Here is a 15,287-nt window from a genome sequence, read left to right as displayed (position 1 = left end):
CAAAAAGGATTTTATATGTATCACACCAGTCATTATTCATCACCACTGGGGCAAATCACCCTAGCAAGTCAGCACAATAAATTAGTGGGTGTTTGGATTGAAGGACAAAAATATTTTGGCCAAATGCTAAGCGCCCAAAAAGAAGAGGCGCCAAATTTAGCCATATTTAATCAAACCAAAAAATGGTTGGATGACTACTTTGCCGGCAAAAAACCAACTATCACAAAACTGGCTTTAGCACCACAAGGTAGCGAATTTAGACATAAAGTGTGGGATATATTGGTACAAATCCCTTATGGTAAGGTGATTACCTATGGTGATATTGCTAAACAAATCAGCGCCAACATGTCCAGCCAAGCAGTCGGCGGTGCCGTCGGCCACAACCCCCTTTCCATCATTATTCCTTGTCACCGCGTAGTAGGCACAAATGGCAACTTAACAGGTTATGCAGGCGGAATTGATAAAAAGGTGTGGTTGCTAGAACATGAACAAGTTGATATAAAAGATTTTTTTGTCCCCAAAAAAGGAACCGCTATTTAAAGATAAATATTTTTTAGCCAAAATAATCAAAAACCCCGCTCCTCAACTTTTTTTCGATAAAACACCTCAAAAATAAACCCGCCTAGGCGGGTAATTCAAACGTCGCTTAGCCACAAAATTGCTTTTTTATGGCTAAACGACGTTGACTCGTAGCTTACTTTTAATGACTTAATACTATTTTTTATCACTTCCCCCCCGGCCTAAGGATAAGGACGAAGAAATAAGAACTAAGGATAAGTACAAAGTCCGCCGTTATTTGCGTCATTTTGGTACGAATTCACATAACCGTTGAGTGCGTACACAATAAAATTGCGATTACCATCCTGATCACTAGTCCAATAGTAAGCGCTTATGAAGTCAGCTCCTGAGTAATCGTCCATTTTGCCCCACTCCGTGAAAAAACCTGAACCAATGCGACGCTGATAATGATTGCCAGATGACGAAGGGATTGCGCCCATACGATGATTTGAATTAGTTAAATCACTTACACGTGATACGCGATAACCTAAATTGTTACACCAAAAGACAAGATCAGGATAAAAGTCCTCATAGCTAGTACCACGGTTAACGAACCACTGCTTTAGCGTAAAACCATATTTAACAATTGCATTACCTTGACTATCGCGACCGACTAATTCAAAGGTCAGAGGTAAAGGTGGCTTAGGTATTGGACCTGGAAAGCCAGAATCGTGTTGGGACTCAGTGGCGACAGGACCTGTTAATGTGACTCGAACACCTGTACTTGTGGAATTGCTCATAGTAGCGGTTATCCCCCCCTTAGAAACAGGAGCCCAAGACAATGCCTGATTACTACTCGAAATGACTAAATCAAAGTATAAACCATGAGCACCAGTAGTCGGAAAATTTAAACCGTAAGATGATTGAGGAAGAAAACCATTAGCAGGGTCCCAAATCGAGGCAGGACCGCTAAAATCTAGCGGCCAATTATTCTCCTTGTTCTTACCATACAATAGGTTAGGCCTTGCAAAACAAACCGTTGGCGATGGTTTAGGATTGATATAATAGGTCACATTACTTGCACTAAAGTTACTATGACTTGGAAGACCATAACGTGTGCTTAATATACCATCTGTATTGGTTAATTTTACTTGATAAGGTGCATTACAAATTTTTGGTACTGCATTACGTGATACTGATTGCCCGTTTTTATCGACGATAGATAAACTCAAAGAACCTGTAGCTGTAACGCCAGAATCACCATCATCATCCCCCCAATAATTATAAGGTGGACCGATAAGAGAACTTAAAGTGACTGAATTAGTATCAGTAGGAACCAACATACCTATATCAGCAAAACTCTGCCCCACAACCGGCAAGGCGATAGGTCTTGAAGAAGATGAAGGATTGGTTGAAGGCGTATATTGTGTACCGTCAGATAACGTAATACCAAGCAGACCGTCAGTGCTTGTAACTCGTGTATAACCACCATCAAACGTTAAATACGGTGCATTACCGTGAATCTGATTTAAGGTTTTAGAGGTTAATGCATAGCTGGAATAGAAAGGTATTAACAAAAAGCTTAGCGGTAAAACGATCAGTCGGAATAATTTAGATCCTAGAGATGATCGGAATGATGATTCAAATGACGATCGAAGTAACGGTAGACGCAACGATCGACTACGCGATCTTAAATTTTCGTCGATTAATAAACTGAAGTGAAAAAAAGGAGTTTGAGAGTTTAAATTAAGCGTATTTAAATTATAGGTTGGCCAAGTTGCCAATTGAAAATTATAATGCATTTTAGACTGCCTTGTCAATTAAGCTCTTGATTTATTTATTTTTTATGTTTGCTGCTAATGTTTTAGCTACTCAGCTAACCCAATTTCAAAGTATAGTGACCCGAAAAATATGACGCAATATTTTTTGCGTTTAGGATAGTTAATCTTTGTAAAGAATATCAGAAAATATCTAAAGATAATCATTAAATAAAGTATTTATTATTTGATAAATATCAAGTTTACAACTTTCTAAAAAACATCATTTTTGACTATAAAAGTTTTATTTATTTAAGGAGGATTTTAAATCCCAAAAACCCCGCTCCTCAACTTTTTTACTCTAATATCAATTCTTAACCATAATTAAACAAGGTCATAAAAATCGGCATGATTAAGGTTAATAGAAAGCCTTGGACGATGGCGGGTGGTACGATGCTGATTCCGGCGCCTTTTTGTAGCATAGGTAGCGTAAAGTCCATCGATGTAGCCCCACATAAACCTAACGCTGTGAATTTGTATCGTTTGATTAGGGTTGGGATTAGGATAATGGCGCATAATTCGCGTAGGATGTCATTTAGGAAAGTGGCACTGCCTATAATTGGGCCATGAGCTTCGGTCATGAGTATTCCTGATAGTGAATACCAGCCAAAGCCTGATGACATTGCCAGCCCTACTCGTACGGGTTGTGACAATATGAGTGCTGCAATAATCCCGCCTAAGAAGGTACTTAGTACCACAATAATAGTGGTAACTATGCCGACTTTGTTGAGTAGGATCTGTTTTAGTGAGATGTTGTTACTTCGTAATTGTATACCAATAAGTAGCAATAAAAAGACGAGTACCACTTTGGTGATGTCTTCACTATATTGCCAAATAAAGAGTGGAAAGAGTCCGGCAATAAAGCCGGCGATTAGCGCTATGCACACTCGCAGTGATTCTAAGATCATTTTGAATCGTGATTCATAATTTTGTTTACTATGGGTGGTGCGCCACGGTAAAAATAGGTCAATTAGCGCTAAAAAGATGAAATTGCCACCAAAGGTGCAAACAAAAATGATCGCGGTGTAAAATAGGATAACTTTTATGTTAGAAGCTAGATTATCTAAGTGAGCCAACTCGGTTCCCATGATAAATAAAATAAAATAGACCATCCAACTTAAGATTAGGTTTATTTTGGTGATCCATTTTTGCTCTTTGAATTTAATCAAATAACCTAGACATAACGGCACTAAAGCAATAAGAATACCAAAATACATGTTTTATTCCTTTATTTTCATTTTTAAAAGTCGAATTTTTTATATCGCTTGCTAATTTAAACAAGCGATTTTTTTTGTCGTTAATCCATACTATTATGTTAATGCTGCTAATTGAGTTTCAATTTTATTTTGCAGTTCATCTAATAATGCATAACGATTGCGATACTCAGAACGTTTTTTACTGGCAATATCTTCAATGGCTTTTCGGTTGATTTGGGTGGGTAAAATAAATAACGATCTTTCGTCTTGTTTACCGTCAATAGTTAACCAAAAATCATCATAATCAGATAAGATTCTTTCTTGTCGGCTGTTGTAGCGCCAGTTGTTGTAAACATGGGTTTTATTGCCCACAGCAATAATTTGTTCAAGCTGGAAATAACGAGCAATAATTAATGCGGCTTCCACCACAACACGTTTAGGAAATAGTCCATAACTCTGTTTTGTTGCTTGCTGAACTCTGGTGCGAGCGTCTTGATGCCCTGTTCCTTGTAATCCTGCTATAAACAGTGTTGGTTTTTGTTGGTATTGGTTAATGGTGAAGGTTAACGTGGCTAAATCAATGCCATCATTGTCATAAAAATATAAGCTTAGCTCACCTTCACGAGCAAACTTGTTACGTGCTTGGATGGCGATTTTTATGTTAGCTTCGTTCTTAGCCACAACACTTGCTAGTTCAAATGATGAATTTGGATTGTAAAAAGCTTTAGTCATGCTATCAGGATGATTTGCTAAAAAGTCATAATGATAGGCTAAGGCTTCATAGCGCTCTTGTTGACTTAAGCAAGATGCTAAATAAGGTCGTTGTAATTTACAGGGTAAATTGGTTTGGCATGATAGATAGTATCCAAGTAATGGGTATTGTCTTAATTTATCTAATAATTTAAGCGTTATTGGGCTTAAAAATAGGGTCCTGAAAAAAAATTTATAACGATAAGTCGGTTTAAGCCATAGTTCATTAAGCGGTAGTTTACCTGTACAAAGCCAGTTAAAAAGTTGCCATTTACTTTTAGGCTGGGACATATTCGTAATATTGTTCATAAGCAGAAAAATGTGTTCGTAAGTTTGTAAGAAAATTATATGTGGCTAAATTATTAAATATCAATTTAATATTAACGTAAATTTAAATGTTTTAAGTAAGCTGATAAGAGTACAACACAACCTTAGTCAACGCAACCCTAGCGGTGTGATGAATAAAAAAACGGTGAACTGTGTCACCGTTTTTATGATCGTTTAAAAAAACGAATTATTGACCTTTAACTTCTTTTAAACCGTTGAATGGTGCTTTTGAACCAAGCGCTTCTTCAATACGGATTAATTGGTTGTATTTAGCAACACGGTCAGAACGGCTCATAGAACCAGTTTTGATTTGACCAGCAGCTAAACCAACAGCTAAATCAGCAATTGTTGAATCTTCAGTTTCACCACTACGGTGTGAAATTACTGCTGTATAACCAGCATCTTTCGCCATTTTAACTGCTGCGATAGATTCAGTTAATGTACCGATTTGGTTAACTTTAACTAGGATTGAGTTAGCAATACCTTTTTCAATACCTTGTTTGAAGATTTTGGTGTTAGTTACAAATAGATCGTCACCAACTAATTGGATTTTGTGACCTAATGCTTTAGTTTGGTATGCCCAACCTTCCCAATCGCTTTCATCTAAACCATCTTCGATTGATACGATTGGATACTCATTAGTTAAACCTTCTAAATAGTGAGTAAATTCTTCAGCAGTGAATTCTTTGTTTCCTTCACCTTTTAATACGTATTTACCAGTTTCTTTGTTGTAGAATTCAGATGCAGCACAGTCCATCGCTAAAGTGATGTCTTTACCTAGTACATAACCTGCTTTTTCTACAGCTTCTTTGATACATGCTAATGCTTCAGCGTTTGAACCTAAGTTAGGTGCAAAACCACCTTCGTCACCAACAGCAGTATTCATGCCTTTAGCGTGAAGTACTTTTGCTAAGTTGTGGAATACTTCAGAACCCATACGGATTGCTTCACGAACTGTTTTAGCACCAACTGGTTGAATCATGAATTCTTGAAGGTCGATGTTGTTATCAGCGTGTTCACCACCGTTAATGATGTTCATCATTGGTAATGGCATAGAGTATTGACCTGGAGTACCATTTAGGTCAGCGATGTGTTGATAAAGTGGTACACCTTTCGCTGCAGCTGCTGCTTTAGCTGTTGCTAAAGATACTGCTAGGATTGAGTTAGCACCTAAGTTAGATTTGAAATCAGTACCGTCTAAATCAAGCATGATTTGGTCGATTGCAGCTTGATCTAACGCATCTTTACCAATAACTGCTTTAGCGATTGGTCCATTTACGTTTTCAACAGCTTTAAGTACGCCTTTACCTAAAAAGCGAGATTTGTCACCATCGCGAAGTTCTAACGCTTCACGTGAACCTGTTGATGCACCAGATGGAACGATTGCAAGACCAACGAAACCACCTTCTAAATGAACTTCAGCTTCAACAGTTGGGTTACCACGAGAGTCGATGACTTCACGACCATGTACTTTAACGATTTTTGCCATGTTATTTTCCTCTATATGACAGATATATACCTAATGTAAACATAAATTATTTTTGCTGCTGATCTTGATAATCTTTGGCAGCTTTAACAAAACTACTAAATAATGGATGTCCATCACGTGGAGTTGATGTAAATTCTGGATGGAACTGACATGCAACAAACCAAGGATGGTCTGGAATTTCAATAATTTCCACTAATTTTTTATCAGTTGATAACCCTGTCACTTTTAAGCCAGCCTTGACAACTTCTGGTAATAAGTTGTTATTGACTTCGTAACGGTGACGGTGACGTTCGGTTATCGACTCTTTTTTATACATTTGAGCGACTAATGAATTTGGCTCTAAATGACAGATTTGCGAACCTAAACGCATGGTGCCACCTAAGTCGCTATTTTCATTACGTTGAACCACATTACCAGACTCATCACTCCATTCAGTGATTAATCCAATAACAGGGCTTGCACAATCTTTTACAAACTCTGTAGAGTTGGCATCTTTAATACCCGCTACATTACGTGCATACTCTATCATAGCAACTTGCATTCCGAGGCAAATTCCTAAATAAGGTATTTTGTTTTCACGTGCATAGCGCGCAGCAATAATTTTACCTTCAACGCCACGATAACCAAATCCACCCGGTATTAAAATCGCATCTAAGCCTGCAAGTAAATCGGTACCGCGTGATTCGAGGTCTTCTGAATCAATATAACGAATATGAACAGTTAAACGGTTTTTTAATCCACCGTGTTTTAACGCTTCATTTACTGATTTATATGCATCAGGTAATTCGATGTATTTACCTACCATGCCAATTGTGACTTCACCTACTGGATTCGCTTCTTCATAGATGACTTGTTCCCATTCAGAAAGATCGGCTTCCTTACATTCAAGATGGAAACGATTGCACACGTAGGTATCTAAATTTTGTGATTTCAATAATGCTGGAATTTTATAAATCGAATCAACATCTTTAAGTGAAATCACCGCTCGTTCAGGCACATTACAAAATAGTGCAATTTTAGCTCTTTCGTTAGCCGGAATTGCGCGATCTGAACGGCAAATTAGTATGTCAGGTTGAATACCAATTGATAATAACTCTTTAACTGAGTGTTGGGTCGGTTTGGTTTTAACTTCACCTGATGATGCAAGATAAGGCACTAATGTTAAGTGCATAAATAAGGTATGTTCACGACCAACATCAACCGCTAATTGGCGAATTGCTTCTAAGAATGGTAGTGATTCGATATCACCCACTGTGCCACCCACTTCAACGATAGCAACATCGTAACCTTTGGCACCATCAATAACACGATCTTTAATCGCATTGGTAATATGAGGGATAACTTGGACTGTCGCGCCTAAATAGTCTCCACGACGCTCTTTTCGTAAAACGTCAGAATAAATACGTCCAGTTGTAAAATTGTTTTTTCGGCTCATTTTGGTGCGAATAAAACGCTCATAATGACCCAAATCGAGATCGGTTTCGGCACCGTCTTCAGTCACAAAAACTTCACCATGTTGAATTGGGCTCATTGTTCCCGGATCGACGTTGATGTAGGGATCGAGTTTTAGCATGGTGACTTTTAAATTGCGGGCTTCTAAAATTGCAGCTAATGAGGCTGCGGCAATGCCTTTACCTAAAGAAGAAACGACACCGCCTGTAACAAAAATATAATTCGTGACCATTAATACCAGACCATTATTAATTTAATTGAACAATATCACATTAGTTTAAATGATAAAACCCATGCAATATATGATGAATCAGACGGGAAATTAGTATAACAGAATATGGTTTCTCTCACAATTGAATAATTGAGTTTAATTATTCAGTTTGTTTACTAACTTGGTGTCTATTATTTAATTACTGCTATTAACCCAGAACAGTTAATCGTTATATTCAAGAATTTTATCTTGATAATGACTAATAATTTTTTCGAGCCTAAATTGGTTGGCGGCTTTTTTCCATATATAAATAATAGTATTAATTAAGGCGATGAAGATAACAAACAGAAAGACAAAATTGTTGATCAAAATTGGCGATGAAAATAACTGATTTTTATCGATATCATTTCCATAATCAGTTGAAAGTGTTAGTTTCGAAATTTCTCCATTATGATAGTTTTCTTTGCTAACTTGATCCGTAATTTTGCTACTATTACCTGATGAAATACCCTTTATTTTATCACATTGAAGGTGTTGAGATTTGATATCTTGCGTATTTTGAATATCACATAAAATACGAGATAGATCCAAATTAACTCGATCCAAAGAGTGGATGGCGGATTGCTTCAAACTTACTTTATCATCAATAATCCAAGTAGTATCTGGCGCGGTTAATTGCTGATACGTAAAATCAAATTTTTCACCCGCATAAGTAAAAAAGAAAATTAAGATAGCCAATATAAATCCCGTAATGGCTAATATAATATTATGATGAACAAATTTGGGGGCACCATAGTTTTTTACTTCTTCGCTAATCGATAAATATTCACCACAACTAAGCAATTGTTTAGTTTTAAGTTCGACCTGCATATCAATCGGTATATCGGTGTTATTGGGGAGAAACATTTTCCAGTATGCAGGATAGTAAACATCAATGTTCGAATCGATAAACAATCGGCAATAGCTAGGCTTGTTAAGCCTTATTTCAGCTTTGATATGATTAACATATTCGGTCGGCAATTCTCGTTTTATATGCGATGCTATTAGGGAAAAAATAAAACAGATGATTGAAAAAATAACCAAGGCAATCGACTGAAAATGTTCTAAAGCTAATAAAAATATTACGCCTAAAACAAAAAAAACTGTCATTAATTTGCCAGAATTGCTTCGGTCTTGAAGCGCGGTTTCAAATTGATTTTTTTCTCGTTTGCTAAGAATTTCAAAAGGCGGTTTTTTTTCAGATGTCTCTGTTACTAGTTGTGTTAAGGTCTCATTAGATCTTTCTATATTATTCATACGAATAGGTTTAATTTTTCCCGTCTGCCAAAAATCATTGAGTTGTTCCTGTTTACGAGATGGTAGTTTTAAACTAGCTTGCAATAAATCATAACTGTTTATTTTAACAACGATTGCATAACTATTAGTAAAGACAATTTCAACCGTATTGAGAATTTTAGTCTTGGTGATAAATTCCCCTTGATATCGAGCTTCAAAGCCCATAATACCGATATCCATATTATAAGGAAAAAATAACTGAATATTACCTATCTTGTAATAATATTCATAACTGATTGCATCAGTAAATTCTTTTTCAATATACCCTTTTATTGTCGTAACATCAGAATTAATTAGTGAGCTTTCCCATTGATAAGGCGGCGTAATTTTTTCTTTATCATCAAGATAAGGCTGAAGAAAAGTAGCTTCTTCTTCAGTCAGTTGTCGAGTTGCATTTTCACGGATAAAGGTTTCTTTTTTAGTGGGCCTTTTTTTATTTAAATCTTTCTTTACTTGTCGTATCAAGATGATTGAACAAACCATCACGAATACGAAAAAAATAGTGGCTAAAGTGGCTAAAATAGTTAACATAATTTTAAGATCTTTTTATTTAAACTTTATATTAAAACGGTTTATTCAAGATTAATGATAGTACCTAATCTATTTTCATAATATTTTTTAATTTCTTTAATTCGACGTTGATTAACTTTTTTTATTAACTCTTTTAACACCGTTAATCATCGTGGTTAATGACATGACAATATCAATAAAAACATTGCTAATAGCAAATGGTAAATAATTTCTAAATTTGCTTCGAATTGTGGCTTCCAATGGTGTTTATTCTCGTTGGTAGAGTTTTTTATTAATTAAATCGTCTGAATTTACCTCATCGAGGTTTTTCAAATCATTTTTTTGATCAATTTGCGTGTAATCGCGCTCACCATCATAAATAGTGAGTGATTCAATATCAAAAGCATCTATATTATCGTTGCGTTTTTCATAAAATTTGTCAGCATGCTCTTTTAAATGCCCAAAATCTTTAAATTCATATTCCTCGTTTGGATCATAGTTTTCTTGTGCTGTCTTAATATCGTGATTATTAATGTTAACGACAATCCCATACCGTTTGGTAAATACAACTTCTATGAGATTAAATTGATCAATATACTTATCCATATTATATGGAAAGAACAGCTCTATATCGTCTATTTCATAATAATAGTCAATTTCATCAGTATTTTTGTTAAGACTATGACGACAACAAATCCCTTGAAGTTGTGATACTTTGTTATCAACTAATGAGGATTGAAATTTATAGGGATAAACCGCCATTTTACTGGTTAAAAAAGGTTGTAATAGGTCTAGCTCTTCATCCGTTAGATCTCTTATTGGTTCACGTAGGCTTAAGTGGTCGTCTAAATTATCCTTATTTATACTGCGCTCGCCTTTAAAAAGAATAAAGCTAACCATTCCAAAAATTAAAATGCCAATTTTTACGAGCGTAAACCAATCCATAGTTTTTCCTTAATCCAATAATTCTTTTATTGACAAACAGCGTTTTTAAAAGCGACTTTATTTTTAATCTATTCCTACTCTATTTAGCGAATTTTCCTCTGAATTCGATAAAATCTTTTAAATTATCAATATCCTTAATTTCCAATTTACCAGCAACTTTATGAATAATATCTAAATGAATTAATTCATTAACGGCCCGACGATAGACACGATCGGTAGTGCCAAAACGTTCTGCTTCTAAGTAGTTTTTTTGAAAATTATTAACGGGATGAATATTTAGATGATGCTGATATATATCATAAGCAATGTTATAACAAATTGAATATAAAGTTCTTTTTAAGAAGATATCTAATGTTTCTTGATAATCAAAAGCAATAGCACTTGCAAAAAACAGTGCTAATTTAGGATATTTGAGTAATGATTGATATAATTTATCAATGCTGACGATAGCGACAGTTAGGGCTTCTTCGGCAATAATATCAAATTGACATAAATAGTCGGTAAAAAACTCCATTTCACCAAATATATGCTCATCACAATCTACTGTACCAAGATGGAATCGACGACCATTATTAGCCTGATAGCGTATCGAAATCGTACCATTATAAACAACAACTAAATTATCGACTTTACATCCTTGATGAAAAAGAGTGGTTTTTTCATCGACAATTTTCTTTTCTACAATGCATTGTTCTATAATTGACTCGAGTAATTTATTGTTTTCCTGCCAATAACGGCTAAATCGACCTTTATTTAAAGATTTTAATTGCATATCACCGAAGTTTTTAACCACAAAATATATACCCCATCAGAATCGATAACATGTTGATAGTTAATTATCTATCGCGTTATCTCATTCTGAAGAGGCATCATTATAGTCAACCATTGTAATAAAAGCGATATCCTAAGTTAATTTCATTGATTACTTTTTTAGAGCTCTTTTCTTTAAGAACATTGATATAGCCAACATAACGATAATAACGGCATAATATATTGGTATGGTATTCATAATAACTTGAATGTCTAAATAGTTATGCAGTATTGAGCTAATAGCTGGGCTAAACATCGCCCCTGCACTGCCACTGATTAAAATAAATGAAACATTTTTGCTTGATGCATTTTTTACAAAGGTTACACCATAAGCGACAAAGGCATTATATAAAGCAGAGCAGACGAATCCATATCCATAAGTTAAGTAGCCAATGCGATCAAGGCTATCGTTATCACTGTATTCGGTGTTGACGATCATCAATGTCATAATAAAAGCTAATAAAATAATTGAGATAAAAAAGTGTACAATTTTAACTCGCGTCACGATCACCGTTGAAACTAATGCCCCAATTAAAGCTGCTGCCCAATATTGGGTAATAATATTGCCAGCCAATTCAAACGATATAGAAAATTTTTGGCTAACAAATAACGGGGCCCACGTTAAGAAGGTATATAATGCTAACATTGCCAAAAATAATCCAATACCAGCAGATAATATCCCAAAATTCCACTCTGATGGCTGAGACTGTCTGACTGTTGGATGACTAACTAAATCGAAATTAGTCAATATAATGATGAATAACATTAAGACTGTTACCAACCCAACCATTAAATAGCTACTTGCCCAAGATAAGTCATGCGTTAAAGCGTAGGTAGTAATCAGTGGGAAGATGACACCAGCAATGTTAAATGTCGCATCTTGTACAACTAACATTGTACTTTGTATCTTATCTTGCCAAGTTGATACCACAATCGTCCCCGCAATGCAGAGCCCTATTCCACCACACAAACCAATCAAAGTCATACAAACTTGAAGTATCAAAAGCGAGTTTGTGATATATAAAATGAGCGAACAGGCAATTATAATCGAATAACTAAGCAAGGTGATGCGTTTAATCCCAATAATATCGATTAAAAAGAATGCCAAAATAGTGCCTATTAACGCCCCACCATTTAATAAAGAAAAAATGAATGCGACACTGTTTACATCTGCATTAAAACTCTGCGCTATGGGTTCTATTAGCATACCAAACTGACTGGCAAAGCCAGCCATAATAAAATTAGCTAAAAAACTAATAAGTGTGAGCGATAATTTATTTTTCATATTTCCATCCGAGAAACGCAATAAATTAAGAGTTAACAGCCACGTTTAAAGCAAGTTTGATCATATTATTAAATGTCATTTGCCTCTCTTCCGCGGTTGTTTCTTCACCAGTTAAGCAGTGGTCTGAAACGGTTAAAATCGCTAACGATTCGACATTGAATTGTTGAGCAATTCCATATAGACCAGCCACTTCCATATCGATACCTAACACCCCTGATTTTTCGAGTGTACTTATTAATGTTTCGTCAGGATCATAATAAAGATCACCGCTAAATACATTCCCTACTTTAACCGGTAAATTCATGTTATTAGCCATTTCATAAGCTCGATGTAATAAGGAAAATGTCGCTGATGTAGCAATGTTATAACCATTTGCTCTTTTTTGATTTGTCATCGAATCGGTTCCTGCTGCTACAGCTAAAATAACATCACGCATTTTAACGCTTTGCTGTGTGGCACCTAAAGAACCTACTCGAATAATCCGTTTAACATTAAAGTCATTAATTAGTTCATGTGCATAAAGGGTTATTGATGGAATTCCCATTCCATGCCCCATTACTGACACGGCTTTTCCTTGATATAAACCAGTATATCCAAGCATATTACGTACATTACAAACCTCTTTGGCGTCGGTTAAGTAATTTTCTGCAATAAATTTCGCCCGTAAAGGATCACCTGGCATGATAACGGTTTGTGCAAAGTCGTTGGGATTAGCATTAATATGTGCGGTCATAATATTTCCTAAATAATTAGTGATTTGAATTAATTATAATAAGGAAATTTTTCAGTTAACTAGGACATAAGTCCGAAGCCAATGTTCTATGCCACATTTTTAGAAATTAATTTGGAAATAAATGACTGTTGATAAAAAAAGCGCTTAATGCGCCGTTAGATTTAAATTTTCTCGTCTTTAATCTGCCAATTTTTTTTAAAAAAAATCTCAATAATGGTAAAAATCAACTTAAAGTAGACGATAAGTATAGATATTTTTAATTTTAAAGTTACGAATTCGATTCACAATGGGTTTCAATAACAACATAATACCGTTAAAAACGGTGGCTGATGCGAAAAGCAAAAATAACAGCAGGTTTACACAAATTGGTAATAGATTTTCGCTTATATCTTTTTGGTATAACTCTTGCGTATTTATGGTTAATGTTGAAATGGTATGATTAGCGTCATAATCAACATTCGAAACGAATCCCGACACCGTGACATGATCTGCATGAACGATAGATTGTGGATCTTCACTCTCACCTGATTGAGAAGTTGTATTTTCTTTTAAACCATGTAGAAGAAAATAGCTTGAGGAACTGGCTAAATGAAAAGAGGTATCGGCACTTTGAATTAATGCTTCAATACATCTATCGGCTTTATTTTTAACAGGTACTTCACATGACACATCTAAAAAATTTAATTTCACTACATCACCCGACTTGATGTCGCTAGTAACTAATTTTGATGGATCATCAAAAAACCAACTTTTAGAATCGTGATTGTATTGATGATAAGCAAATAAGAAATTGTCACTCACCTTTGCTTGATTATTGATAGCATAAAGGTAGAACATGCCAGCTAAAAAAAGCCATAGATTACGTCCCCAAAATTTTGGTGTCCCAAATTGTTCAACCTCTTTATTAACCGACATATCGTAGCCATAACGGACAATTTTTTTACTCTCAACATCAACATCTAAATCAACATCAAAAGCGCTATTTTCAGGGATAAATGATTGCCAATTTTTGGGATACTTTAATTTCAAACCATGGCCAATTATAATCTCATTAGATTTAACAATTTTTTTATCTATTTTTCCTTTTATTTGATTAATAAATCGTACTTTAGCTTTATTTTTTGGTTTACGAAAATAAAAGTAAATAGCAACCAGCAAATTCACTGCAAACCAAAACAGATCGTTTAATTCTTTTGTGTCCCAAAAACGATTAAAATAGCTTACGACAAAAGAACAAAAAAATACCGTGAGTATTCCTTTATTTAATTTGTTACGGGAAGCTGATTCTTGAGATGTTTCTTTTCGAACTGATAAAATTTCGTAACCCAATTTTTTACTGAGTTTAACGTTTGGCCTTACTGTATGAATAGCATTTTCATCGAAGTTTTCGTCTTTGGAGTATTTTGAAACGCCGCTCTGCCAATATACCGAACTCTGTTTATCATTTTTTTCATCAGCCAAATAGGTCGCATATAATGCTGAACCTATTTGGTGATCATTGACCTTAACAGCAATAGCGAAATTTTGCGTAAGCGCAATTTCAACTTCGTTATAATCAGTAAGGTAACGATCCATATTGAAAGGAAATACAACATCAATATTTTGGATTTTATAGGAACAAGTGTTTTCGGTATGCGAAAATTTAGTTTGTTTGACACAACTACCGGATATTAACATCACTTCTCGAGAAACTAATGATGACTTTTTTTTCCCAGAAGATTGGTTCATCGATAAATAGGTTTCTAAACCATCTCTTTCCTGTTTAGTTAACATTCTAAAAGGTTTGAGGTCAGTAAAACTACCGGCTATTAGCTTATTTTTATATTTATTTATTCTAAATTTTTTTATTGGATAAGAAATAATAGAATAAATAAATGAAATAATTAATTGAATTATCGTCAAAAAAACAATAAATGGCATTAAAACTTA

Annotated in this window: 12 protein-coding genes; 1 reads left to right on the top strand and 11 read right to left on the bottom strand. The window is 34.9% G+C overall.

From position 1 onward, the window contains the following. The first annotated feature begins 15 nt into the window (after window positions 1-15). A complete protein-coding gene (locus tag GYM76_RS03500) occupies window positions 16-540 on the top strand; it encodes a methylated-DNA--[protein]-cysteine S-methyltransferase (protein WP_220225914.1) in 525 nt (174 codons plus the stop codon). Window positions 541-767: 227 nt separating this feature from the next. Here the strand turns inward: GYM76_RS03500 and GYM76_RS03495 are convergent, their stop codons facing one another. The 11 genes from GYM76_RS03495 to GYM76_RS03445 form a co-directional block, all read right to left on the bottom strand. After that, window positions 768-2,300, bottom strand: coding sequence for a hypothetical protein (locus tag GYM76_RS03495; protein WP_220225913.1), 1,533 nt, complete (start codon window positions 2,298-2,300; stop codon window positions 768-770). Window positions 2,301-2,629: 329 nt separating this feature from the next. After that, a complete protein-coding gene (locus tag GYM76_RS03490) occupies window positions 2,630-3,532 on the bottom strand; it encodes a lysine exporter LysO family protein (RefSeq protein ID WP_220225912.1) in 903 nt (300 codons plus the stop codon). 93 nt (window positions 3,533-3,625) lie between these two features. Beyond that, a complete protein-coding gene (locus tag GYM76_RS03485) occupies window positions 3,626-4,552 on the bottom strand; it encodes a VirK/YbjX family protein (RefSeq protein ID WP_220225911.1) in 927 nt (308 codons plus the stop codon). Between the two features lie 223 nt (window positions 4,553-4,775). Next, a complete protein-coding gene (eno, locus tag GYM76_RS03480) occupies window positions 4,776-6,077 on the bottom strand; it encodes a phosphopyruvate hydratase (RefSeq protein ID WP_065563300.1) in 1,302 nt (433 codons plus the stop codon). A 46-nt stretch (window positions 6,078-6,123) separates the two neighbouring features. Next, window positions 6,124-7,761: a glutamine hydrolyzing CTP synthase gene (pyrG, locus tag GYM76_RS03475; protein ID WP_065563301.1), complete on the bottom strand. Its 1,638-nt coding sequence runs from the start codon at window positions 7,759-7,761 to the stop codon at window positions 6,124-6,126. 201 nt (window positions 7,762-7,962) lie between these two features. Continuing rightward, window positions 7,963-9,606 (bottom strand): IgaA/UmoB family intracellular growth attenuator, encoded by a 1,644-nt coding sequence (locus GYM76_RS03470; RefSeq protein ID WP_220225910.1) that lies wholly within the window; start codon window positions 9,604-9,606, stop codon window positions 7,963-7,965. Between the two features lie 246 nt (window positions 9,607-9,852). Further along, window positions 9,853-10,530, bottom strand: coding sequence for an IgaA/UmoB family intracellular growth attenuator (locus tag GYM76_RS03465; protein WP_220225909.1), 678 nt, complete (start codon window positions 10,528-10,530; stop codon window positions 9,853-9,855). A 79-nt stretch (window positions 10,531-10,609) separates the two neighbouring features. After that, window positions 10,610-11,302: a Crp/Fnr family transcriptional regulator gene (locus tag GYM76_RS03460; protein WP_065734165.1), complete on the bottom strand. Its 693-nt coding sequence runs from the start codon at window positions 11,300-11,302 to the stop codon at window positions 10,610-10,612. A gap of 150 nt (window positions 11,303-11,452) precedes the next feature. After that, on the bottom strand, window positions 11,453-12,625 hold the full coding sequence (gene tsgA, locus GYM76_RS03455) for an MFS transporter TsgA (protein ID WP_220225908.1): 1,173 nt from the start codon (window positions 12,623-12,625) through the stop codon (window positions 11,453-11,455). 25 nt (window positions 12,626-12,650) lie between these two features. Then, window positions 12,651-13,358: a purine-nucleoside phosphorylase gene (gene deoD, locus GYM76_RS03450; RefSeq protein WP_065563305.1), complete on the bottom strand. Its 708-nt coding sequence runs from the start codon at window positions 13,356-13,358 to the stop codon at window positions 12,651-12,653. Between the two features lie 228 nt (window positions 13,359-13,586). Beyond that, the gene (locus GYM76_RS03445) at window positions 13,587-15,278 is read right to left on the bottom strand and encodes an IgaA/UmoB family intracellular growth attenuator (protein ID WP_220225907.1); all 1,692 of its coding nucleotides are present in this window, start codon (window positions 15,276-15,278) and stop codon (window positions 13,587-13,589) included. Window positions 15,279-15,287 lie beyond the last annotated feature (9 nt).

This window comes from Gilliamella sp. ESL0443, assembly GCF_019469165.1.
Lineage (GTDB): Bacteria > Pseudomonadota > Gammaproteobacteria > Enterobacterales > Orbaceae > Gilliamella > Gilliamella apicola_E.
The sequence above is the reverse complement of the archived record's forward strand: the minus strand, read 5'-3'. Positions and strand labels throughout refer to the sequence as shown.

What these genes read in the sequence shown, in the direction of transcription:
- GYM76_RS03490 (WP_220225912.1), bottom strand. Translation starts at nt 3,532, where the DNA reads ATGTATTTTGGTATTCTTATTGCTTTAGTGCCGTTATGTCTAGGTTAT.
- GYM76_RS03470 (WP_220225910.1), bottom strand. Translation starts at nt 9,606, where the DNA reads ATGTTAACTATTTTAGCCACTTTAGCCACTATTTTTTTCGTATTCGTG.
- pyrG (WP_065563301.1), bottom strand. Translation starts at nt 7,761, where the DNA reads ATGGTCACGAATTATATTTTTGTTACAGGCGGTGTCGTTTCTTCTTTA.
- deoD (WP_065563305.1), bottom strand. Translation starts at nt 13,358, where the DNA reads ATGACCGCACATATTAATGCTAATCCCAACGACTTTGCACAAACCGTT.
- GYM76_RS03485 (WP_220225911.1), bottom strand. Translation starts at nt 4,552, where the DNA reads ATGTCCCAGCCTAAAAGTAAATGGCAACTTTTTAACTGGCTTTGTACA.
- eno (WP_065563300.1), bottom strand. Translation starts at nt 6,077, where the DNA reads ATGGCAAAAATCGTTAAAGTACATGGTCGTGAAGTCATCGACTCTCGT.
- GYM76_RS03465 (WP_220225909.1), bottom strand. Translation starts at nt 10,530, where the DNA reads ATGGATTGGTTTACGCTCGTAAAAATTGGCATTTTAATTTTTGGAATG.
- tsgA (WP_220225908.1), bottom strand. Translation starts at nt 12,625, where the DNA reads ATGAAAAATAAATTATCGCTCACACTTATTAGTTTTTTAGCTAATTTT.
- GYM76_RS03500 (WP_220225914.1), top strand. Translation starts at nt 16, where the DNA reads ATGTATCACACCAGTCATTATTCATCACCACTGGGGCAAATCACCCTA.
- GYM76_RS03460 (WP_065734165.1), bottom strand. Translation starts at nt 11,302, where the DNA reads ATGCAATTAAAATCTTTAAATAAAGGTCGATTTAGCCGTTATTGGCAG.
- GYM76_RS03495 (WP_220225913.1), bottom strand. Translation starts at nt 2,300, where the DNA reads ATGCATTATAATTTTCAATTGGCAACTTGGCCAACCTATAATTTAAAT.
- GYM76_RS03445 (WP_220225907.1), bottom strand. Translation starts at nt 15,278, where the DNA reads ATGCCATTTATTGTTTTTTTGACGATAATTCAATTAATTATTTCATTT.